This is a genomic window from Candidatus Binatia bacterium (genome assembly GCA_036563615.1).
Classification (GTDB): domain Bacteria; phylum Desulfobacterota; class Binatia; order UBA12015; family UBA12015; genus DATCMB01.
Map to the genome: position 1 here is coordinate 14,968 of DATCMB010000020.1, position 21,537 is coordinate 36,504.

Here is a 21,537-nt window from a genome sequence, read left to right on the forward strand (position 1 = left end):
CCCGGCGTCGCGGCGAAGGCGCGGCGCCCTCGTCCTGCTCGCCCCGCTCGTCGTGCTCGCGCTCGCCGCGTGCAACCGCTCGCCCGAGCGCGTCGACCTCGCCGCGCACGAGCGCTCGGTGTTCTCGCAGTCGGGCGAGGACGGTGTGCTCGAGAAGATCTTCACGATCATCGAGCCGACGAACCGCTTCGCGGTCGAGTTCGGCGCGGGCGACGGCATCAAGAACAGCAACGTGCGCAACCTCGTGGTCAACCACGGCTGGGGCGGGCTGCTGATCGAGGGCGACGAGGAGCGCGCGAAGGAGCTCGCCGCGAACTACGCCGACTACCCGCAGGTCCGCACGCTGCAGGCCTGGGTCTTCCCGGGCAACATCGAGCTGCTGTTCGAAGAGAACGGCGTGCCGCCCGACCTCGACCTGCTGGTGATCGACATCGACAGCAACGACTACTACGTCTGGCGCGCGATCCGGGACTTCCGGCCGAAGGTCGTGGTCATCGAGGTGAACTCGCTGTTCCCGCCGCCGCAGCGGATGGTGATCGAGTTCCACCCGATGAACTACTGGGACCGCACCGACTACTTCGGCGCGAGCCTGCAGTCACTCTACGAGCTCGGCAAGAAGAAGGGCTACGAGCTGATCTACCACAACCGCTTCGGCAACAACGCGTTCTTCGTCGACGCCCCGTACTTCGAGCGCTTCGGCATCGACGACAACTCGCCCGCGGCGCTCTTCCAGGACAACCCGGCGGTGAAGCTCGTCCTCGACCGCTCGCCGCAGGGACGCGACGGCGTGCCGTTCGAGCCGGGCAACGACGTCCTGCACTGGGACGCCTTCGACATCCCGAAGAAGTTCCGCTTCGACCGCTGAGGCGGGGCGGCGCGGGACCACGCTGGCGCCGCGCGTCGGGCTCCGCACGGGGCGCTCGACGCGGCGGCTACTCGTCGAGACCCGCCGGACGCTTGTAGCCCGCGCGCTTGAGCAGGCCGCGCGCGATCACCAGGCGCTGGATCTCGTTCGTGCCCTCGCCGATGATCATCAGCGGCGCGTCGCGGTAGTAGCGCTCGACCGGGAACTCCTGGCTGTAGCCGTAGCCGCCGTGGATGCGCATCGCCTCGAGCGCGACCTCGTGGCAGGTCTCCGAGGCGAAGAGCTTCGCCATGCCGGCCTCGACGTCGCTGCGCTCGCCGCGGTCCTTCTTGGCGGCCGCGCTGCGCGTCAAGAGCCGCGCCGCCTCGATCTTCGTCGCCATGTCGGCGAGCTTGAGCTGGATCGCCTGGTGCTCGCAGATCGGCTTGCCGAAGGTCTCGCGCTCCTGCGCGTACTTGAGCGCCGCGTCGAGCGCCGCCTGCGCGACGCCGACCGCGCGCGCCGCGATGTTGACGCGGCCGATCTCGAGGCCCGCCATCACGTACTTGAAGCCCTCGCCCTCGCGCCCGACCAGGTTCGCGGTCGGCACCGGGAAGTCCTCGAACGCGACCTCCGCCGACTCGACGCCCTTGTAGCCGAGCTTCGGCAGGTCGCGGCTGATCGTGCAGCCCGGAATCGGCTTGCCCTGATCGTCGAACTTCTCGGCGATCAGCATCGAGATGCCCGTGTGCGGCGGGTTCGCCGTCGGATCGGTCTTGACGACGAGGCCGAACATCGTGCCGGTGCGCGCGTTGGTCGACCACATCTTGCTGCCGTTCACGATGTAGCGGTCGCCTTGCTTGACGGCGACGGTGCGGATGCGCTGCGCGTCGCTGCCCGCGTGCGCTTCGGTGAGGCCGAGGGCCGCGCGCTTCTCGCCGCGCGCCATCGCGGGCAGGAAGCGCTTCTTCTGCTCCTCGTTGCCGAAGGTGCGGATGATGTAGGCGATCATCAGGTGCGTGTTGAGGATGCCGGACAGGCTCATCCAGCCCCGGCACAGCTCCTCGACGATCACCGCGTACGTGCTGATCGACAGCCCGAGCCCGCCGTACTCCTCGGGGATGGTGGCGCCGAAGAGCCCCATCTCCTTCATGCGGTCGACGAGCGCCTGCGGGTACTCGTTGCGGTGCTCGAGCTCGCTCGCGACCGGCATGACCTCCTTGTCGACGAAGGCGCGAACGCCGGCGATGATGTCCTGATCGATCTGAACGTCCTGCACTGCTTCCTCCGTCGACGAATGAGCCTGCGCGACGAGCGCGGCCGCAGTTCAACACCTCGTCCGCGGGCGTTCAAGGCGTCGTGCACCCTGGAGTCCTGGGCTCCGTCGTTGTATGCGGCGGGCCATGAAGCGGCGGGGAGGAGCGGCGGCGCGCAAGGCGCGTCAGCTGAAGCGTGATCGCGAGCGCAAGCTTTTCACCGAGCGTGCCCTCTGGGGCATGGGGATCATGCACGTCGCGGGCGTCGACGAGGTCGGCATGGGGCCGCTCGCGGGGCCGGTGGTCGCAGCGGCGGTCGTGCTGCCGAGCGACGTCTGCATCGACGGCGTGTCCGACTCGAAGGCGCTCCCGCGTCACCGCCGCGAAGCGCTCGAGGCGCAGATCCGCGAGTGCGCGCTCGGCGTCGGGATCGGCATGGTCGAGGTCGAGGAGATCGACGAGATCAACATCTACCAGGCGGGGTTGCTCGCCATGCGTCGCGCGGTCGCCGCGCTGCCGATCGTGCCGCAGCACCTGCTCGTCGACTCGCGCCGCATCCCGGACCTCGACATCCAGCAGACCTGCGTCGACGACGGCGACGAGACCGTGTACTCGATCGCGGCCGCGTCGATCGTCGCCAAGGTGTACCGCGACCGCCTGATGTGCGAGCTCGACGAGCGCTATCCCGGCTACGGCTTCGCCTCGCACGCCGGCTACGCCACCGCGGCCCACCTCGACGCGCTCCGCCGGCTCGGGCCGTCGCCGATCCACCGCCGTTCGTTCGCTCCGGTTCGCGCGCTGCTGGTCGCGGTCTGATCCGCTTGCTTCGGCTCGTCCGTCGGCTTCGGCTAGACTGGTGAGCATCGAGCCGTCCGCGAGGCCGCGGCGGTGACGTTTGCGACAGGGGACGGACGAATGGCCGAAGTCACCATGCCGAAGCTCTCCGACACCATGGAGGAGGGCAAGATCCTGCGCTGGCTCAAGCAGGCCGGTGAGCGGGTCGAGGCCGGCGAGCTGCTGGTCGAGGTCGAGACCGACAAGGCCGACATGGAGGTCGAGGCGCCCGCGTCCGGCATCCTGCGCGAGGTCAAGCTCGGCGAAGGCGAGAGCGCGCCGGTCGGTGCGGTGATCGCGGTGATCGACGGCGCGGGCGAGGCGGCCGGCGCCGGCCAAGGCGAGAAGAAGGCCGCGTCGCGCGAGGAGGCGTCCGCGCCGCGTGCGGAGGCGAAGCCGCAATCGTCTGCGCAGCCGCCGCAACGCACGGCGCAGCGCCCCGCGGAGACGCGCGCGGAGCCGCCGGCGTCGGAGCAGAAGCATGCCGCCGCGGCGCCGCGCGAGAGCGCGCAGCCGCGTGCGAGCGCGCCGAAGAGCGTTTCTCCGCCGAAGCAGGCGACCGTTCGCGTGATGCCGCCGCGTCCGGTGTCGCAGGGGCGCCCGCCGGACGGGATCAAGGCGTCGCCGCTCGCTCGTCAGCTCGCCGCGGAGCTCGGCATCGACCTGCGCACCGTGCGCGGCACCGGCCCGGTCGGTCGGATCACCCGCCGCGACGTCGAGCTCGCGGCGGCGGCCGCCGCCAAGCGTCGCCCGCAGGACGGCGGCAAGAGCGCGTCCGCCGAGGCGCTCGACGAGACGCCGTCGCGCGAGACGGTGGAGGGCGCCGAGCCGGGGCTGGGCGTCGTCGCGCGTCGTGAGGAGGCCGCGCCCGGGGCCGAGCGTCCCGCGCAGCCCGAGCGCGAAAGCGCGGAAGCGGCTCCCGATCGGGAAGGCGCCAAGCCCGAGGCCGAAGCCGCGCCCGAGCCGCGCAAGGGCGAGGCCGCGCCCGCCGCGCGAGAGTCGCGTCAGGAACCCGGCGAGACGCGCGCCGAGGGCGGCGTGCGGCGCGTGCCGCTGTCGCGCATGCGCGCGTCGATCGGCAAGCGCATGAGCGAGAGCGCGCGCGAGGCGCCGCACTTCTACTTGACGACGGTCGTCGACATGGACGAGGCGGTGCGGATGCGCGAGCAGATCAAGCGCCTCGAGCTCTCGCCCGTCGGCGTGACCTACAACCACATGGTGATCAAGGCGGTCGCCGACGCGCTGGCCGAGTTCCCCGAGGTCAACGCGCGCTTCGCGGGCGACGCGATCGAGATGCTCGAGGAGATCAACGTGGGCATCGCGACCGCGGTGCCCGACGGGCTGATCGTGCCGGTCGTGCACGGCGCGGATCGTCTGAGCCTCCTCGAGATCGCCGAGCAGGCGCGCGCGCTCGCCGAGAAGGCGGAGAGCGGGCGCTTCACCAGCGCGGACCTCTCCGGCGCGACGTTCAGCGTCTCGAACCTCGGCATGTTCGACGTCGACTCGTTCACCGCGGTGATCAATCCGCCGCAGGCGGCGATCCTCGCGGTGGGCTCCGTCAAGCAACGCCCCGTCGTGCGCGACGGCGCGCTCGGGGTCGGCTACACGATGTCGATGACGCTGTCGTGCGACCACCGGGTGATCGACGGCGCGCTGGGCGGACGCTTCCTCGCCGACGTCAAGCGCCGGCTCGAGAGCCCGGTGGCGCTGCTGCTGGGCGGGGGCGCATGAGCGCGGTCGTCGCACCGTCGGCGAGCACGCCCTGGACGCTACCGGGTGTGCCGCTCGCGACGCTCCGCGGACGCGACGGGCGCGCGCTCTCGTGCCGCTGGCTCGGGCGCGTCGAGTTCACGGAGGCGCTCGCGCTGCAGGAGCGCATCGTGCGAGAGCACGCGACGGTCGGCGACACCTTGCTGCTGCTCGAGCACGATCCGGTCTACACGACCGGGCGCGGCGGCCGCGCCGAGCACCTCGGGCTCCTCGCCGCGGACGATCACGGGACGCAGCCGCCGCTCGTGCGCATCAACCGCGGCGGCGACGTCACCTACCACGGCCCGGGACAGCTCGTCGGCTACGCGCTCGTCGACCTGCGCGCCCGCGGCGGCGACGTGCACCGCTTCCTGCGCGACCTCGAGGCGGGGCTGATCGCGACCGCGCGCGCGCTCGGCGTCGAGGCCGTGCGCTGGCCGGGACGCACCGGGATCTGGGTGGTCGACGACGCGCTCGCCGGACGTCCGCTCGACGAGACGCACATGCTCGCGGGTCGGGCGCGCAAGCTCGCCTCGATCGGCATCGGCGTGCGACGCGGCGTCACGATGCACGGCTTCGCGCTGAACGTCGCGCTCGATCTGACGCCGTTCGCGGCGATCGTGCCGTGCGGGCTCGCGGGCGTGCGCATGACGTCGATCGCGCTCGAGACGGGGAGGCCGGTCCCAGCGCTGGACGCCGTCGCGGAGCTGGCGGCGCGCCACGTCGGCGCGGCGCTCGCGGGCGCGGACGCCGAAACCGGCGCGGAAGCCGCCGCCCCGACCGACGCGGCCGCGGAGCGTGGCTCGGGCCGCGACTTGCGCGTCGGCCGCGGCACCAGCACAGGAGACCGAATGAGCGCGAGCGAGGCCACCGTCCGCCGCCGTCACCCCGAGTGGATTCGCGTCCGCGTCCCGGGGGGCGAGGGCTACGCCCGGACGCGCGCCATCGTCGCCGAGTCCGGGGTCGCGACGGTGTGCGAGGAAGCGCGCTGCCCGAACGTCGCCGAGTGCTGGGCGCACGGCACGGCGACCTTCATGCTGATGGGCGACACGTGCACGCGGAACTGCGGCTTCTGCGCGGTGCACCACGGCCGGCCGCAGCCGCTCGACCCGATGGAGCCGTACCGGCTGGCGCACGCCGTCCGGAAGCTCGGGCTCACGCACGTCGTGGTGACCTCGGTCGACCGTGACGACCTCCCGGATCTCGGGGCGGGACACTTCGCGGCGGCGGCGCGGGCGATCCGCAAGCTCGTCCCCGACTGCCAGGTCGAGGTCCTGACGCCGGACTTCCAGGGACGGCGCGCCTGCGTCGAGGAGGTCGCGGCGTCGCCGATCGCGGTCTACAACCACAACCTCGAGACCGTGCCGCGGCTGTACAAGCGGGCGCGCGCCGGGGCGAGGTACGAGCGCTCGCTCGACGTCCTGCGCTTCGCGCGCGAGACCCGTCCGGACCTGCTGACCAAGGCGGGCCTGATGCTCGGGCTCGGCGAGGAGATCGACGAGGTGCTCGCCGTGCTGCGCGACCTACGCTCGGTCGGCTGCGACATCGTCACGCTCGGCCAGTACCTGCAGCCGAGCAAGAAGCACCTGCCGGTCGAGCGCTACCTCGAGCCGCGCGAGTTCGAGGAGCTCGGCGCGCGGGCGCGCGAGCTCGGCTTCCGCCACGTCGAGTCGGGGCCGCTGGTGCGCAGCTCGTACCATGCGTGGTCGCACGTCCCGCCCGCGCATACGTAGTTTCCGCAGTCCTTTCGGCACTTCCGCAGCCCGCACGGTTGCGAAATTCGGTCGCGGCCTCGGGCAGCGTCGATGCCATGTTTCGACGCATGTCCGTTGCGCCCGCGCACCATTTCCCGTAGTCAACTCGTCTTCAGCAAAGACGAAAAAGGGGGCGGAGGAGGCGAATGCTCAAGCTGTACGACTACCCGCAGTGTCCATTTGGACAGAAGACACGCATCGTCCTGGCCGAGAAGCAGCTCGACTACGAGATGACGGTTGTCGATCTGCGGAAGCACGAACAGCTCGAGCCGTGGTTTCTTGCGCTGAATCCGTTCCACAAGGTGCCCGTGCTGGTCGACGAGGACGACGAGGAGCACCGCACGGTCATCTACGACTCGACGATCATCAACGAGTACCTCGAGGACGAGTATCCCGAGCCGGCGCTGCTGCCGCCGCCGGGTGACTCCGCGGCGCGCGCGCGCGTGCGTCAGCTCGAGGACTACGCGGACATGGCGTTCGTGCTGCCGGCGGGCAACCTGCTGACCGAGCACGTCAAGCCCGAGCACGAGCGCGATCCGGAGAAGCTGCGCCGCGCGAAGGAAGAGGTCGATCGCGCGTTCGCGCTGCTCGAGCGCGAGCTGCAGGGCGGCAAGGAGTACCTGGTGGGGAACTTCAGCCTCGCCGACGCCGCGTTCGCGCCGCGCCTGCTGCTGCTGGTGTCGCGCGGCGTGCCGCTGCCCGAGGGCTCGCGCGCGCTGCGCGGCTACGTCGACCGTCTGCGCCAGCGCGAGAGCATCCGCCGCCTCGAAGGGCTCTGAGCGCGGGCTCTCTCGCCCGCCTCAGTCCGAGGTCGGGCGCGCCTGCTTGGGGATCACGACGATCCCCGAGTCGGTGACCATGTAGCGCTGGCGGTCGCGCTCGAGGTCGTAGCCGATCGTCTCGCCCTCGGGGATCTCGACGTACTTGTCGATGATCGCGCGGCGCACCTTGGCGTGACGCCGGATGCGGCAGCCGTCCATGATCACGGAGTCCTCGACCTGGGCGAAGCTGTGCACGAACACGTTGCGCCCGAGCACCGAGTTGCTGACGCTGCCGCCGCTGATGATGCAGCCCTCGGAGACCACCGACTGCACGGCCTGACCGCGGCGCCCGATCTCGTCGAACACGAACTTTGCCGGCGGGTTGGGCGTCTCGGCGGTGCGCACCGGCCAGTGGACGTTGTACAGGTTGAGCTCGGGATCCGGCGCGCGCAGGTCCATGTTCGCCTCGTAGTAGGCGTCGATCGTGCCGACGTCGCGCCAGTACGTCGGCTTGCCCTCGGGCTCGCCCGGTAGGCGGTTGGTCGCGAAGTCGTAGGCGTACGTACGACGCTCGGCGAGGTGCGCGGGAATGATGTGCTTGCCGAAGTCGGTCGCGCCGGACTTGCCGTCGGCGAGGCGCTGCAGGGCGCGCACGAGGAAGTCGGCGTCGAAGATGTAGTTGCCCATCGAGGCCAGGCAGTAGCCCGGACGCCCCGGCATCTCGATCGGATCCTGCGGCTTCTCGTGAAACGCCTCGATGACGCCGTCGGGGCCGACCTCGACGATGCCGAAGCTCGACGCCTCGTGGCGGGGCACCGGCAGCGTCGCGACGGTGACCTGCGCCTCGCGCTGCTGGTGGAAGTCCGCCATCTGCTGGATGTCCATGCGGTAGATGTGGTCGGCGCCGAACACCGCGACCAGGTCGGGGCGGAAGTTCTCGATCAGGTTGAGGTTCTGGTAGATCGCGTCCGCCGTACCCCGGTACCAGTCGTGACCGAGCCGCATCTGCGCCGGCACGGGCGAGATGAAGTGCTCGGAGATCAAGCCGCCGAACTTCCAACCCGCTGCGAGGTGCTCGATCAGCGACTGCGACTTGAACTGCACCATCACGTAGATCGAGTAGATCCCCGAGTTGACGAAGTTCGACAGCACGAAGTCGATCAGCCGGTACTTGCCGCCGAACGGGACGGCCGGCTTCGCGCGGTCGCGGGTGAGGGGGTAGAGGCGCGTTCCCTCGCCTCCGGCCATGATCATGCCCAGGATGCGTCGCGAGGTCGCTGCCACTGGTTCAGAGTGCAAAGGCGCTTGCAGGGAGTCAAGTTTCGCGGCCGCGGAAGGAAGAGACGCGGGTGCTCTCGAGTGATCGCACGTGCTATACGGCAGACGTGGCTGACGATGCAGACGAAGCCGAGCGCCGGCGGATGGAGATCGTCGAGTCCTACAAGATCGTCTGCATCTGCAACAAGATTCGCCGCGGCGTGATCCAGAAGGCGATCGCCGCGGGCGCGGTCACGCTCGACGACGTGCGCCGCCGCACCCGCGCCGCCACCGGACCGTGCGGCTCGAAGCGCTGCGGTCCCGTGATCGCCGCCATGCTGCCGCGACGCTAGCGATGCTTGCGACGGACGTGTCGGCTGCTACGCCTTATCGAGAATTGTTCTCATTAAGCGTTGCGCCGCCGGCGCGACGTCATCCCGGGGGAAAAAAGGAGGACGAACGATGAGCAAGCTGGCCGGCACGAAGACGCACCAGAACCTGAAGGAGGCCTTTGCCGGCGAGTCGCAGGCGAACCGGCGCTACCTCTACTTCGCCCGCCGCGCCGACATCGAGGGCTACCCGGACATCGGCGGTCTGTTCCGCGACACGTCGGAGGCCGAGACCGGTCACGCGTTCGGGCACCTCGACTTCCTGAAGGAGGTCGGCGACCCGGCGACCGGCGCGCCGATCGGCGACACCGACAAGAACCTCAAGTCGGCGATCGAGGGCGAGACCTACGAGTACACGCAGATGTACCCGGGCTTCGCGAAGACCGCCCGCGAGGAGGGCTTCGCGGAGATCGCCGAGTGGTTCGAGACGCTCGCGCGCGCCGAGAAGTCGCACGCGGGACGCTTCCAGAAGGGCCTCGAGAGCCTGCAGCAGCAGAGCTGATCACGCACCCGTGACGCGACGCCGGCCGCTTGGGTCGGCGTCGCGTCGGGGCCGGAACGAGAAACGAAATGCGCAAGGTGAGACTCGAGGACATCGCCGGCCCCGCACGCTACGCGGAGATGCGTGACGAGTTCCGGCGCCGCATCATCGAGCTCAAGCGCAACCGCCGCATCCCGCTCGGCGACCGGGTCACGCTGGTCTTCGAGAACTTCGACACCGTTCTCTTCCAGACGCAGGAGATGCTGCACGTCGAGCGCATCACCGACCTCGACCGGGTGCGCGAGGAGATCGACGTCTACAACCAGCTCCTGCCCAACGAGAACGAGCTGTCGGCGACGATGCTGATCGAGATCACCGACAAGGAGAGGATCGCGACCGAGCTCAACAAGCTGATCGGCATCGACGAGCACGTGTTCATGCGGGTCGGCGACGAGACCTTCCGCGCGACCTTCGAGCCCGGGCGGAGCACGGAGGAGAAGCTGTCGGCGGTGCAGTACGTCCGCTTCCCGCTCAGTCCCTCGGCCGCGCGGACGTTCGGCGAGCCCGGCACGGAGGTCGAGATCCGCGTCGAGCATCCGCAGTATCGGGCGAGCACCATCTTGACGCCCGAGCAGCGCGCGAGCCTGGCGAGGGACCTTTGTCCGGAGTGAGCGCGATCGGCGGGCGTGTCGTCGAGGCGCGTCCGCAGTCGGTGACGGAGGCGCGTCCGCAGCCGGTGACGCGGCAGCGTGCGACGCGTCAGCTCGACGCGACGCTCCGCGTGCTGTCCGCGAGCCGCGAGCACCCGACGGCGGAGGAGGTCTACCGGGCGGTGTGTCGCGAGCTCCCCGGGGTGGGGCGCGGCACGGTCTACCGCAACCTGCAGAAGCTGCTCGCCGCCGGCCGCGCACGCCTGGTCCACGTCCACGACCGCGCGGCGCGCTACGACGCGCGTCTCGACCCGCACGACCACTTCGTGTGCACGCGCTGCGCGATGGTGATCGACGTCGAGCGCGGACGCGAGGCGGAGCCGCCGACGCGCACGCGCGTCGCCGGGCACCGCGTCGAGGGCCGGACGGTGACCTACTTCGGCGCCTGCAACGCCTGCGAGGGCAACGTGGTGCAGATGCGCCGCCACCGGGCGCGCGAGCGCCGGGACTGAAAGGCTCGAGCGATGGACGAGCTGCCCGAGGTCATCCCGGTCTTCCCGCTGCCGAACGTCGTCCTCTTCCCGCACGTCGACCTGCCGCTGCACATCTTCGAGCCGCGCTACCGCGACATGGTGCGCGACGCGATGGCCGGCGATCGCCTGATCGGCATGGTGCTGCTGCGCGGCGACTGGAAGAAGAACTACCACGGCAACCCGGAGGTCTTCCCGGTCGGCTGCGTCGGGCGCATCGAGCGCTTCGTGCTGCTGCCCGACGGACGCTCGAACCTCGTGCTGCACGGCCTGCGGCGCTTCAAGGTGATCGAGGAGATCGGCGGACGGACCTACCGGCTGGCGCGCGTCGAGTGGTGTCCCGAGGTGCCGGATCCGAGCGACGCCGAGGCGCCGGTGCCGCGCTTGAAGAGCACGGTGTCGCGGCTGTTCGCGCGTCGCGAGCGCGAGCTGCCGGGCGACATCTGGGACCGCTTGCCGTCCGACAGCGAGGAGCTGGTCAACACGCTGGCCTCGGGCCTCGACCTCGAGCCGATCGAGAAGCTCGCGCTCCTCGAGTGCGACCGGATCTGCGAGCGCACCGAGCGCCTGCTCGAGATCCTCGAGTTCCACCTCGCCGGCAGCGCCGTCCAGGGCGCCACGCCGCGCGACGACGAGCCGCGGCACTGAGGTCCGGACCGTCGCGTGGCCGCCGTGACCGCCGCCATCGTCCTGCTCGCCTTCTTGGCGGGCTGCGTGACGTTCGTCCTCGGCGTGCGCGCGGGCTACGGCACGAGCCCGCTGTCGAGCCACCTGAATTGGGGCGCGATCACGCTCGTGCTGCAGTTCTTCGCGGCCTGCATCGCGCTGGTCCACGCTCGTGCAAGCGCCGCACGGGCGAGCTCACGGGGCTTCGAGCCGGCCGCCGAGGCCGGGCCCGAGGGGCCGCAGCCGCCCGCAGCTTGAGCCGGGCCGTTCTGCTACGCTGATCCGGTCAGGCTTCCCGAGAGTCGGAGGAAACATGCATCGAACCTTCAAGGACATCATGGACGAGGCCCGCAAGGTCGTCCCCGAGGTCACGGTCGACCAGGTCAAGCAGCGCCTCGCTGGCAACGGCCACGCCGTCCACGTCATCGACGTGCGTGAGAAGGAAGAGTACCGCGAGGGGCATCTGCCGGGCGCCGTCTCCGTGCCGCGCGGCTTCCTCGAGATGAAGATCGAGGAGACCGTTCCCGATCGCGACGCCGAGATCATCGCCTACTGTCAGGGCGGCACGCGCTCGCTGATCGCGGCCAAGATCCTGAAGGACATGGGCTATCGCAACGTCGTGTCGATGGCCGGTGGCTTCGGTGCGTGGAAGGGAGCGGGCAACGCCTGGGTCGCGGATCGTCAGTTCTCGCAGGACCAGCTGCAGCGCTACAGCCGCCACTTCCTGCTGCCCGAGGTCGGCGAGAAGGGCCAGGCGAAGTTGCTTGACGCGAAGGTCCTGCTGATCGGCGCCGGCGGCCTCGGCTCGCCGACGGCGTACTACCTCGCGGCGGCCGGCGTGGGCACGATCGGCATCGTCGACGACGACGTCGTCGACCGCTCGAACCTGCAGCGCCAGATCCTGCACTCGGAGGACCGCGTCGGGATGCCGAAGGTCGAGTCCGCGAAGCTCACGCTCGAGGGGCTCAATCCCGACGTCAAGGTGATCGGCTACCGCGAGCGCGTGACGTCCGAGAACATCATGCGGCTGATCGCCGACTACGACATCATCGTCGACGGCTGCGACAACTTCCCGACCCGCTACCTGGTCAACGACGCCTGCGTGTTCGCCAACAAGCCGAACGTGCACGGCAGCATCTTCCAGTTCGAGGGCCAGGCGACGGTCTTCTACCCCGGCAAGGGTCCCTGCTACCGCTGCCTGTTCCCCGAGCCGCCGCCGCCGGGCGCCGCGCCGTCGTGCGCGGAGGCGGGCGTGCTCGGCGTCCTGCCGGGTCTCGTCGGCTGCGTGCAGGCGGTCGAGACGATCAAGCTGATCCTCGGCGTCGGCAACCCGCTCGTCGGCCGGCTGCTGCACTTCGACACGCTCGCGATGGAGATCAAGCAGCTCAAGCTGCGTCGCGATCCGGAGTGCCCGGTGTGCGGCGACCGTCCGACGGTCACCGAGCTGATCGACTACGAGGAGTTCTGCGGCCTGCGCGGCGGGCACGGCGAGCAGCCGGCCGCTTGACGCATGCAGCCGTTCCCCGGGCGCGGCGTCTTCTACCTGCTACGGCACGGTGAGACCGAGTGGAATCGTGAGCGCCGGATCATGGGCCGGCGCCCGGTTCCACTCAGCGAGCGCGGGCGCGCACAGCTCCTCGAGCTCGCTCCGCACCTCGAGAACCTCGGCATCGCGCGCATCTGGACGAGCCCGCTGCCGCGGGCGCGCGCGACCGCCGAGCTGATCGCCGAGCGCCTCGGTGGGCTCCCCGTCGAGGAGGAGGAGGGGCTCACCGAGGTCCACTACGCGGACTGGGAGGGCAAGACCTTCCTCGATCTGCGCGACGACCCGCTGTTCCACGAGTTCCGCAAGGACCCGCTCGGGACGCCGTTCCCGGGCGGCGGCGAGAGCCTGCTCGAGGTGCGCGACCGCGTGTTCGCGGCGATGGGCCGCATCGCGAGCGCGAGCGACGGCTCGCCGGCGATCGTCGTGTCGCACGGCGACCCGCTGCGGCTCATCCTGTGCGGTTGCCTCGCAATGGACGTTGCGCAGCTGCGCCGTATCCGCGTAGACAATGGAGCCCTTTCCGCCATCGAGCTGACGGGCGACTGGGCAGAGGTGAAGTTCATCAACATGCGACCCGATCTCGACGTCATGCTGCAGCTGCCGGGGGCGACGGCGCGTCCCCGCGAGGCGGCGCGTTGAGCCCGGTCACACGCGCGGTGGAGGAGGATGCCCGTGTCGATGCTCGCCGGAACCGTGTCTTCTGACTCGTCCTCGGCGCCGGACTACGCGAGGTTGCGCAGCATCGCGCGCACCATGCGCGAGCACATCCTCGAGATGATCGCCGCGGCGGGCTCCGGCCATCCCGGTGGCTCCCTGTCCGCGGTGGAGATCGTCGCCTCGCTCTACTTCCACAAGCTGCGCTGGAAGAAGGGGGACCCGACCTGGGCCGAGCGCGACCGCTTCGTGATCTCGAAGGGGCACGGCGTGCCGGTGGTGTACGCGGCGCTCGCGGTCGCGGGCGAGATCCCGGTCGAGGAGCTGAAGACGCTGCGCCGCCTCGGCAGCCGTCTGCAGGGACATCCCGACCACGCGGGCTTTCCGTGGATGGAGGCGGCGACCGGCTCGCTCGGCCAGGGCCTGTCGATCGCGCTCGGCATGGCGCTCGCGAGCCGGCTCGACGGCTCGCCGTTCCACGTCTACGCGCTGCTCGGCGACGGCGAGTGCCAGGCGGGTCAAGTCTGGGAGGCCGCGATGGCCGCCGGCAAGTACGGCGTCCACGAGCTCACCGCGATCGTCGACTACAACAAGGTGCAGCTCGACGGCCTCGTCAAGGACATCCTCGACCTCGAGCCGCTGCGCGCGAAGTGGGAGAGCTTCGGCTGGAACGTGCTCGAGATCGACGGCAACGACTTCGAGCAGGTGATCCCGGCGCTCGATCGGGCGACCGAGGTGCGCGGCAAGCCGACCGTGATCGTCGCGCACACCATCAAGGGCAAGGGCGTGTCGTTCATGGAAGGCACGCACAAGTGGCACGGCGTCGCGCCGAACGCGGAAGAGCTCGCCCGCGCTCTCGCCGAGGTGCGCGGCGCGGACGGGCAGGGGGACTGACGATGGCCAAGGCGACGCGTGTCGCGTTCGGCGAGGCGCTGGCGAAGCTCGGCGAGCGCATGCCCGAGGTGGTCGCGCTCGACGCCGATCTCGCCGGCTCGACCAACACCCACTTCTTCGCGAAGCAGTTCCCCGACCGCTTCTTCCAGCTCGGCATCGCCGAGGGCAACATGGTCTCGGTCGCGGCGGGCCTCGCGCTCGCCGGCAAGATCCCGTTCGCGGCGAGCTTCGCCTGCTTCCTGACCGGACGCTTCGAGCAGATCCGCGTCTCGGTCGCCTACAACCGGGCGAACGTGAAGCTCGTCGGCACGCACGCCGGCATCGGCATCGGCGAGGACGGCTACAGCCAGATGGGTCTCGAGGATCTCGCGCTGATGCGCTCGCTGCCCAACATGCTGGTGGTGCAGCCCGCGGACGCGCTCGAGACGGAGCAGGCGGTCGAGGCGATCGCGCGTCACGTCGGTCCGGCCTACCTGCGCGTCACGCGGCAGAAGCTCGAGGACGTGCACCGCGACGGCTACCGCTTCACGCTCGGCGCGCTCGACCCGCTGCGCGACGGCGACGACGTGCAGATCCTCGCGACCGGCGGCGTGGTCGCGAACGCGCTCGCGGCCGCCGGCGAGCTCGCGAAGCGCGGCATCTCCGCCGGCGTCGTGAACGTGCACACCCTGCACCCGATCGACCAGCAAGGGCTCGTCGCGCTCGCGGCGCGCTGTCCGCAGATCGTGACGGTCGAAGATCACGGCATCGTCGGCGGGCTCGGGAGTGCGGTGTGCGAGGCGCTCGCCGAGACCACCGGCGTGCGGATCGGCCGCATCGCCGTGCGGACGTTCGGCGAGTCGGGCACGGGCGAGGCGCTCTACGAGAAGCACGGGCTCCACGCCGCGGGCATCGCGGCGACCGTCGAGGAGTTCGTGCGCTCGGGCGCGCCGACCCGCGCCAGCGCCTGACGCGCACGGCTCTCGACATCGGGCCCGGACGCTGCAATCGTCGGACTCCCTGCTCGCGCTCCGTGAGGGGCGCACGGAGGAGAGTCAGATGAAGGCAGCAGTCCTCTACGCGTTCAACGAGCCCTTCAAGGTCGAGGACGTCGACCTCGGCGAGCCGCGCGACGGTGAGGTCCGCGTGAAGCTCGCCGCGAGCGGCGTCTGCCACAGCGACCGCTCGATCCAGAAGGGCATCCTGCCCGTCGCGCCGCCGATCATCATCGGCCACGAAGGGGCGGGCGTCGTCGAGGCGGTGGGCCGTGGCGTGACGTCCGTGAAGCCGGGTGACCACGTGGTGCTCACCTGGCTCACGAGCTGCGGGCTGTGCCGCGACTGCGCGCGCGCACGTCCGCACCTGTGCAAGCGCGCCGCGCAGCTCATCAACTCGGGTGGACGCATGGCGGACGGCACGACGCGCTTCAAGGCGTCGGGCGGCGACGTGCCGCACTGGGTGGGCTCGTTCGCCGACCACACGATCGTGATGGAAGACGCGGTCGTGAAGATTCGCGACGACGTGCCGCTCGAGGCGGCGGCGCTCGTCGGCTGCGGCGTCATGACCGGCGTGGGCGCGGTGCTCAACACGGCGAAGGTCGAGCCCGGCGCGACAGTCGCGGTGTTCGGCGCCGGTGGCGTCGGGCTGAACTGCGTTCAGGCGGCGGCGCTCGCCGGCGCGGAGAAGATCATCGTCGTCGATCTCAACCCGAAGAAGCTCGAGCTCGCGAAGGACTTCGGCGCGACGCACGTGATCGACGCGTCGCAGGACGACGCGGTCGCGGCGATCCAGCAGCTCACCGACGGCGGCGCGGAGTACGTCTTCGAGGTGATCGGCAACGCGCGCCTGATCGAGCAGGCGTTCAACGCCGTGCGCCCCGGCGGCAAGCTGGTGATCGTCGGCGTCCCGGCGGTGACCGAGACGCTGACCTTCCCGGCGGCCTTCTTCCCGCTCGCCGAGAAGACGGTGATGGGATCGTATTACGGCTCGCCGCGCTTCCGCTACGACATGCCGATGATCCTCGACCTCTACATGGCCGGGAAGCTCAAGCTCGACGAGCTGATCTCGCGTCGGCTGAAGCTCGAACAGATCAACGAGGCCTTCGACCTGATGGAGAAGGGCGAGGTCGCGCGCAGCGTCATCACCTACTGAGCCGCACCAAGACAAAAAAACCCCGGGGATGCCTTCCGAGCGTTTCCTGCTTCGTGCTCGGCCTCGCGGTGCGGCGAGGGATCCCCGGGGTCGGTGGTGCCTGGATTCTCCCAGGCGACCACGTGTTTATCGAACGTAGCCGGGCCTAGGAGGCCACCACCTCACAGCTCACCGTACTACTACTTGCAATCACGACTGGATCACCTCCTTCCCCGGCGCTGCCGTTCGGGAACCACTCCCGCTCGGCTCCTCGCGGGCTCCAGACCCGCATCCGGTCCGGGACCGCCGACTGCCCCTCGCCGGCACGGCTCGTCACCCAACCGGGACCATTCCCGGAGGAGCAACTTCACAGGCGCTGTTGCCGCCTGAGCCGTTGCGCCAACAGTACAGGGAAGCGTCTGGCGAGTCTAGTTTCCCGACGCGACGATCGTCGATCTTGACCCGCCGGCCCGCTCCTCGGATAGATGGCTGACGCGAGCGTTCGCTCGCAGTAGGAGGGCATTCCAGAATGGCAGAACAAGCCGCGGCGGCCGCGCCCGCGCGCCGCCCGATCGTCCCGTTTTTGCGTCTCGGCGAGCGCGAGGAAGACGCTCGTCTGATCGCCCAGAAGTGCGGCTCCTGCGGCGCGCTCTACTTCTCGAAGCGCGTCGCGTGCGCGAAGTGCGCGGCGGAAGGTCCGTTCGAGGAGGTGCCGCTGTCGAGGCGCGGCAAGCTCTACGTGTACTCGATCGTGCACCAATCGGCGCCGGGCGTGCAGACCCCGTTCGTCTCTGCGATCGTCGATCTCGAGGACGGCATCGCGGTGCGCTGCACGCTGGTCGACGTCGAGCCCGACCCGGCAAAGCTCAAGTTCGACATGCCGGTCGAGATGATCACCCGTACCGTGCGCACGGACCAGGAGGGCAAGGAGGTCGTGGCCTTCTTCTTCCGCCCGGCGCAGGGCAACTGACGGAACTGACGGAACGGAGTAGGACGATGCGTGACGTGTTCGTTGTCGGCGTCGGGATGATCAAGTTCGGGCGCTTCAAGGACAAGACGGTCGATCAGCTCGCCGCCGAGGCGGCGTTGCTCGCGCTGAAGGACGCCGGAATCGGCATCAAGGACATCGAGCTGCTCGCGAGCGGCAACCTGCTGCAGGCGGGCGCGATGGTCGGGCAGCGCATCATGCAGCAGCTCGGCCAGACCGGCATCCCGATCGTGAACGTGGCGAACGCCTGCGCGACGGGCTCGACGGCGTTCCGCGAGGCGTACATGGCGGTCGCCTCGGGGGCCTGCGACGTCGCGATGGCGGTCGGCTCGGAGCAGATGGGCAAGATGGGCATGCTCGGCGGCGGCGGCCAGCGCGAGAGCACCGAGGGCATCCTCGGCTCCGAGATGATGCCCGCTGTGTTCGCGCAGGCCGGCGTCGAGCACATGCGCAAGTACGGCACGACGGTCGAGCAGTTCGCCAAGATCAGCGTCAAGAACCACAAGCACTCGACCAAGAACCCGCTCGCCCAGTACCAGGTCGAGGTGTCGCTCGAGGACGTGTTGAAGAGCCGCATGATCGCGTGGCCGAACACGCTGCAGATGTGCTGTCCGACGGGCGACGGCGCCGCGGCGGCGATCGTCGCGTCGGCGGAGAAGGCGCGGCAGATCGGCCGCAAGCCGATCCGCGTCGCGGCCTCGGTGCTGACCTCCGACCCGTACACCGATCGCGACCTCACGATGCCGGACGTCTCGACGCTGACCCGCATCGCGGCGAAGCAGGCGTACGAGAAGGCCGGCATCGGCCCCGAGGATCTCGACCTCGTCGAGCTGCACGACTGCTTCGCGACCGCGGAGCTGCTGCACTACGAGAACCTCGGCCTCTGCAAGGACGGCGAGGGCGGCCGCATGATCGACGAGGGGCGCACGTGCCACGGCGGCGACATCCCGGTCAACGTGAGCGGCGGCCTGCTGTCGAAGGGGCACCCGCTCGGTGCGACCGGCGTCGCGAACATCTTCGAGGTCGTGACGCACCTGCGCGGCGAAGCGGGCGACCGTCAGGTCGAGGGCGCGAAGGTCGGGCTCGCGCACGTCATCGGCCTCGGCTCGGCGTGCACGATCAACATCCTGCAGGCGTGAGGCGCACGCCGCGCAGGTAGCGAAACGACTGCGCAATGCTCGGACCGTTGATCGTGGCGGGATTCGTCGCGCTGCCGCTGGGTCTCCTGTGGCTCGCGCGGCAGATCCCGCCGCGTCCGGTCGATCGCGAGGTGGAGCTGTGGCGCGGCGCCGAGCGCTCGCTGCTGCCGTTCGGCCGCCAGCCGACGGAGCCGGTCGACGCCGAGAGCGCCCGCGTCGGCCGTCCGTTCTAGCTGCTCTCGCTTCGCGCTCGTCGCCCGCTGGCGCTCGCCCGCGCTACTCCGGACGCAGGAACTCGAGCAGGTAGGCGTTCACCTCTTCGGGACGCTCCTGCTGCACCCAGTGGCTGCACGCCGGGATGTAGCGGACGTCGAACGGCGCCTCGAAGAGCGGCTCCATGCCGTAGGTGAGCTCCTTGCCGAGCGCGACGTCGTCCTCGGCCCAGATGAGGCGCGTCGGGCACTTGATGCGCTTGTCGCTCGAGTAGCGCTTGAGCATCGAGGGATCGCGGAACTGCGCGCGGTAGTAGTTGATCGCCGCCGTGATCGCGCCGGGCGGGTCGAAGGCGCGCTTGATCTCCGCGAGGTCCGCGTCGCTGAACACCTCGCGGTCCTTGCGCACGACCATGTCGCGGAACGCGCGGTCGAGCGCGCGCTTGTTGTCGCGCGAGAAGAGCCACTCCGGCAGGTAGGGAATCTGGAAGAAGAACATGTACCAGCTGCGCAGCAGCTGCCGCGGATTGGACAGCAGCGCCTTCTGGAACATCGCCGGATGCGGGCAGTTGCACACCGCGAGCTTGCGGCACGCCTCGGGATGGTCGATCGCGAACGCCCACGCGATGCCGCCGCCCCAGTCGTGGCCGACGATCGCCGCGTCCTCGTAGCCGAGGCCGCGGATCAGCCCGCGGACGTCGCCGGTCAGCTTCGGCAGGACGTACGCCGAGACCTCCTTCGGACGGTCGCTCTCGCCGTAGCCGCGCAAGCTCGGTGCGGCGACGCGAAAGTGCTGCGCGAGGACGGGGATCTGATGGCGCCAGGAATACCAGGACTCGGGAAAGCCGTGCAGCAGGACGACGAGCGGTCGTCCTTGCTCACCCGCGAGCGCGCAGTGCAGCGTCACCTCGCCGCAGTCGATGCGCGCGTGCTCGATCGAATTGATCTCCGCCATCGACCCTGGTCCTATGCAGGGGCACGCGGGGAAGCAACCCGAGGCGCGCGCCGCGACGTCCGCACGAGCGCGCCGCGAAGGAGAAGGAAAGGAAATGAGCTATCAGTTCGTCAAGTATGAAAAGCGTGATCGGGTGGCATGGGTCACGCTGAACCGGCCGGAGGTGATGAACGCGCTTCACCCGCCGTGCCACGACGAGCTCGAGGAGATCTGGAACGACTTCGCGCGCGATCCGGAAGTGTGGGTTGCGGTGCTGACCGGCGCCGGCGAGCGCGCCTTCTCGGCCGGCAACGACCTCAAGTGGACCGCGCAGCACGGCGGCAAGCTGCCGCCCATGCCGCCGGGCGGCTTCGCCGGCCTCACCACGCGTTTCGACCTGACGAAGCCGATCATCGCGGCGGTGAACGGCTTCGCGCTCGGCGGCGGCTTCGAGATCGTCCTGTGCTGCGACATCGTGGTCGCCGCCGAGCACGCGCAGTTCGGCCTGCCCGAGCCGAAGGTCGGTCTCATGGCGGCGGCGGGCGGCGCGCAGCGCCTGCCGCGCCAGATCCCGCTCAAGGTCGCGATGGGGATGATGATGACCGGCGAGCCGATCTCGGCGCAGCGCGCCTACGAGCTCGGGCTCGTGAACGAGGTGGTGCCCGCGGGCCAGGACCTGCTCGCCGCGGCCGGGCGCTGGGCGGAGAAGATCGTCGCCTGCTCGCCGCTCAGCGTGCGCGCGACCAAGCAGGCGGCGCTCGACAGCCTCGACAAGCCGCTGCGCGACGCGGTGGCGGTCACCAACTACCCGGCCGTGCTCGAGCTGTTCCGCTCGGAGGACGCGCTCGAGGGACCGCGCGCGTTCGCCGAGAAGCGCAAGCCGGTCTGGAAGGGGCGGTAACCGCTGATGGAGAAGACGCGGGGCGAGGCCCGCCCCGCGTCAGCCGCCCTTGCCGGCGCGCGAGACGTACTCGCCGGTCTCGGTGTCGACGGTGATGACGTCGCCGACGTCGATGAAGTTCGGCACCGAGACGACGAGCCCGGTCTCGAGCGTCGCGGGCTTGAGCTGGTTCGTGACCGTCGCCGACTTCAGACCCGGCGCGGTCTCGGTCACCTTGAGGTCGAGCGTCTTCGGCAGCGAGACGCCGATCGGCGTGCTCTCGTAGAACTCGACGTTGAGACGCTGGTTCGGCGTCAAGTACTTCGCGGCGTCGCCCAGGTCCTCCGCCGAGAGCTCGATCTGCTCGTAGTTCTCGGTGTTCATGAAGTGGTAGCGGTCGCCGTCGGAGTAGAGGTACTCCATCTCGTGCTGCTCGAGGGTGACGCGGTCGACCTTGTCCTCCGAGCGGAAGCGGTGCTCGGTCGAGTTCCCCGAGCGCAGGCTGCGCATCTTGGTCTGCACCATGCCGCGCCAGTTGCCGGGCGTCACGTGGGTCACGCTCGTCATCCGGTAGAGCTCGCCGTTGTGCATGATCACCATGCCCACGCGCAGCTTCGTGGCGTCGATCAACATCGAAAATCCTCCTGCAAAGACAGACGAACGGACGCCCGAGCTCAGGGCTTGGGCGCCATGAAGACGAGCACCGTCAAGCGATCGGGACCGGGGTTGGTGACCGCGTGCGAGACGCCGGGCGCCGCGTGCGCCGCGAAGCCGGGACCGACGGTCCGCGTCTCGTCGCCGATCTGGATCTCGGCGGTGCCATCGAGCACGTAGTAGATCTTGTCCGAGCCGGCGTGCGCGTGCGCGGCCTGCGTCTGGCCCGGCTCGAAGCAGTAGACGTCGCAGAACATCCGCTCGCTGTCGAACAGGTTCTGCTTTCTCATCTTGTCGCTCGAGAAGGCGACGCGGGATCGGACGTCGACGAAAGCGCTCATCGTTTCCTCAGCGGC

The 21,537-nt window shown here is 69.9% G+C and carries 25 protein-coding genes; 20 read left to right on the forward strand and 5 right to left on the reverse strand.

All coding sequences use genetic code 11. From position 1 onward, the window contains the following. Window positions 1-52 precede the first annotated feature (52 nt). Entirely contained in the window at window positions 53-865 is an 813-nt protein-coding gene (locus VIS07_16735; protein ID HEY8517156.1) for a hypothetical protein, read from the forward strand. Window positions 866-932: 67 nt separating this feature from the next. Here the strand turns inward: VIS07_16735 and VIS07_16740 are convergent, their stop codons facing one another. After that, entirely contained in the window at window positions 933-2,123 is a 1,191-nt protein-coding gene (locus tag VIS07_16740) for an acyl-CoA dehydrogenase family protein (protein HEY8517157.1), read from the reverse strand. A 124-nt stretch (window positions 2,124-2,247) separates the two neighbouring features. Here VIS07_16740 and VIS07_16745 point away from each other — a divergent pair, with 124 nt between their 5' ends. The 4 genes from VIS07_16745 to VIS07_16760 all read left to right on the forward strand — a co-directional run bounded on the left by VIS07_16745 (window position 2,248) and on the right by VIS07_16760 (window position 7,216). Beyond that, a complete protein-coding gene (locus tag VIS07_16745; protein HEY8517158.1) occupies window positions 2,248-2,916 on the forward strand; it encodes a ribonuclease HII in 669 nt (222 codons plus the stop codon). Window positions 2,917-3,015: 99 nt separating this feature from the next. Next, window positions 3,016-4,665 carry a 2-oxo acid dehydrogenase subunit E2 gene (locus VIS07_16750; GenBank protein ID HEY8517159.1) on the forward strand — a complete coding sequence of 550 codons (1,650 nt, stop codon included), beginning with the start codon at window positions 3,016-3,018 and terminating at the stop codon, window positions 4,663-4,665. Then, window positions 4,662-6,416: a lipoyl synthase gene (lipA, locus tag VIS07_16755; GenBank protein HEY8517160.1), complete on the forward strand. Its 1,755-nt coding sequence runs from the start codon at window positions 4,662-4,664 to the stop codon at window positions 6,414-6,416. The genes VIS07_16750 and lipA overlap by 4 nt, the downstream gene beginning before the upstream one ends. A 167-nt stretch (window positions 6,417-6,583) precedes the next feature. Then, complete coding sequence (locus VIS07_16760; GenBank protein HEY8517161.1) at window positions 6,584-7,216, forward strand: glutathione S-transferase family protein; 633 nt, start codon at window positions 6,584-6,586, stop codon at window positions 7,214-7,216. 21 nt (window positions 7,217-7,237) lie between these two features. Here the strand turns inward: VIS07_16760 and glgC are convergent, their stop codons facing one another. Continuing rightward, the gene (gene glgC / locus VIS07_16765; protein ID HEY8517162.1) at window positions 7,238-8,482 is read right to left on the reverse strand and encodes a glucose-1-phosphate adenylyltransferase; all 1,245 of its coding nucleotides are present in this window, start codon (window positions 8,480-8,482) and stop codon (window positions 7,238-7,240) included. A 101-nt stretch (window positions 8,483-8,583) separates the two neighbouring features. On the opposite strand from glgC, the gene VIS07_16770 reads away from it, so the two are divergent. From VIS07_16770 to VIS07_16835, 14 genes are all read left to right on the forward strand, one after another. Beyond that, window positions 8,584-8,808 carry a (2Fe-2S)-binding protein gene (locus VIS07_16770; GenBank protein ID HEY8517163.1) on the forward strand — a complete coding sequence of 75 codons (225 nt, stop codon included), beginning with the start codon at window positions 8,584-8,586 and terminating at the stop codon, window positions 8,806-8,808. A 109-nt stretch (window positions 8,809-8,917) separates the two neighbouring features. Next, entirely contained in the window at window positions 8,918-9,346 is a 429-nt protein-coding gene (locus tag VIS07_16775; protein HEY8517164.1) for a rubrerythrin family protein, read from the forward strand. 68 nt (window positions 9,347-9,414) lie between these two features. Continuing rightward, entirely contained in the window at window positions 9,415-9,996 is a 582-nt protein-coding gene (locus VIS07_16780) for a DUF3501 family protein (protein HEY8517165.1), read from the forward strand. Beyond that, on the forward strand, window positions 9,993-10,487 hold the full coding sequence (locus tag VIS07_16785) for a transcriptional repressor (protein ID HEY8517166.1): 495 nt from the start codon (window positions 9,993-9,995) through the stop codon (window positions 10,485-10,487). The genes VIS07_16780 and VIS07_16785 overlap by 4 nt, the downstream gene beginning before the upstream one ends. Window positions 10,488-10,499: 12 nt before the next feature. After that, entirely contained in the window at window positions 10,500-11,153 is a 654-nt protein-coding gene (locus tag VIS07_16790; GenBank protein ID HEY8517167.1) for an LON peptidase substrate-binding domain-containing protein, read from the forward strand. A gap of 15 nt (window positions 11,154-11,168) precedes the next feature. Further along, window positions 11,169-11,429: a hypothetical protein gene (locus VIS07_16795; protein ID HEY8517168.1), complete on the forward strand. Its 261-nt coding sequence runs from the start codon at window positions 11,169-11,171 to the stop codon at window positions 11,427-11,429. A gap of 55 nt (window positions 11,430-11,484) precedes the next feature. Next, window positions 11,485-12,678, forward strand: coding sequence for a molybdopterin-synthase adenylyltransferase MoeB (moeB, locus tag VIS07_16800; protein ID HEY8517169.1), 1,194 nt, complete (start codon window positions 11,485-11,487; stop codon window positions 12,676-12,678). A 3-nt stretch (window positions 12,679-12,681) separates the two neighbouring features. Further along, complete coding sequence (locus VIS07_16805) at window positions 12,682-13,356, forward strand: histidine phosphatase family protein (GenBank protein ID HEY8517170.1); 675 nt, start codon at window positions 12,682-12,684, stop codon at window positions 13,354-13,356. 54 nt (window positions 13,357-13,410) lie between these two features. Beyond that, window positions 13,411-14,265 carry a transketolase gene (locus VIS07_16810; protein HEY8517171.1) on the forward strand — a complete coding sequence of 285 codons (855 nt, stop codon included), beginning with the start codon at window positions 13,411-13,413 and terminating at the stop codon, window positions 14,263-14,265. Window positions 14,266-14,267: 2 nt separating this feature from the next. After that, on the forward strand, window positions 14,268-15,215 hold the full coding sequence (locus VIS07_16815) for a transketolase C-terminal domain-containing protein (protein HEY8517172.1): 948 nt from the start codon (window positions 14,268-14,270) through the stop codon (window positions 15,213-15,215). A gap of 88 nt (window positions 15,216-15,303) precedes the next feature. After that, the gene (locus VIS07_16820; GenBank protein HEY8517173.1) at window positions 15,304-16,395 is read left to right on the forward strand and encodes a Zn-dependent alcohol dehydrogenase; all 1,092 of its coding nucleotides are present in this window, start codon (window positions 15,304-15,306) and stop codon (window positions 16,393-16,395) included. A gap of 508 nt (window positions 16,396-16,903) precedes the next feature. Continuing rightward, window positions 16,904-17,344, forward strand: a complete 441-nt coding sequence (locus VIS07_16825) for an OB-fold domain-containing protein (GenBank protein HEY8517174.1) — start codon at window positions 16,904-16,906, stop codon at window positions 17,342-17,344. Between the two features lie 26 nt (window positions 17,345-17,370). Beyond that, the gene (locus tag VIS07_16830) at window positions 17,371-18,501 is read left to right on the forward strand and encodes a thiolase family protein (protein HEY8517175.1); all 1,131 of its coding nucleotides are present in this window, start codon (window positions 17,371-17,373) and stop codon (window positions 18,499-18,501) included. A 53-nt stretch (window positions 18,502-18,554) separates the two neighbouring features. Then, window positions 18,555-18,734 carry a hypothetical protein gene (locus tag VIS07_16835; protein HEY8517176.1) on the forward strand — a complete coding sequence of 60 codons (180 nt, stop codon included), beginning with the start codon at window positions 18,555-18,557 and terminating at the stop codon, window positions 18,732-18,734. A 43-nt stretch (window positions 18,735-18,777) separates the two neighbouring features. On the opposite strand, the gene VIS07_16840 is transcribed toward VIS07_16835, so the two are convergent. After that, the gene (locus VIS07_16840) at window positions 18,778-19,668 is read right to left on the reverse strand and encodes an alpha/beta hydrolase (GenBank protein ID HEY8517177.1); all 891 of its coding nucleotides are present in this window, start codon (window positions 19,666-19,668) and stop codon (window positions 18,778-18,780) included. 94 nt (window positions 19,669-19,762) lie between these two features. On the opposite strand from VIS07_16840, the gene VIS07_16845 reads away from it, so the two are divergent. After that, window positions 19,763-20,548, forward strand: a complete 786-nt coding sequence (locus VIS07_16845; protein ID HEY8517178.1) for an enoyl-CoA hydratase-related protein — start codon at window positions 19,763-19,765, stop codon at window positions 20,546-20,548. Window positions 20,549-20,587: 39 nt separating this feature from the next. Here VIS07_16845 and efp read toward each other — a convergent pair whose 3' ends face one another. Together efp and VIS07_16855 are read right to left on the reverse strand one after the other, a co-directional pair. Next, the gene (gene efp / locus VIS07_16850) at window positions 20,588-21,160 is read right to left on the reverse strand and encodes an elongation factor P (GenBank protein ID HEY8517179.1); all 573 of its coding nucleotides are present in this window, start codon (window positions 21,158-21,160) and stop codon (window positions 20,588-20,590) included. 41 nt (window positions 21,161-21,201) lie between these two features. Then, complete coding sequence (locus VIS07_16855; protein ID HEY8517180.1) at window positions 21,202-21,522, reverse strand: cupin domain-containing protein; 321 nt, start codon at window positions 21,520-21,522, stop codon at window positions 21,202-21,204. Window positions 21,523-21,537: the final 15 nt, after the last annotated feature.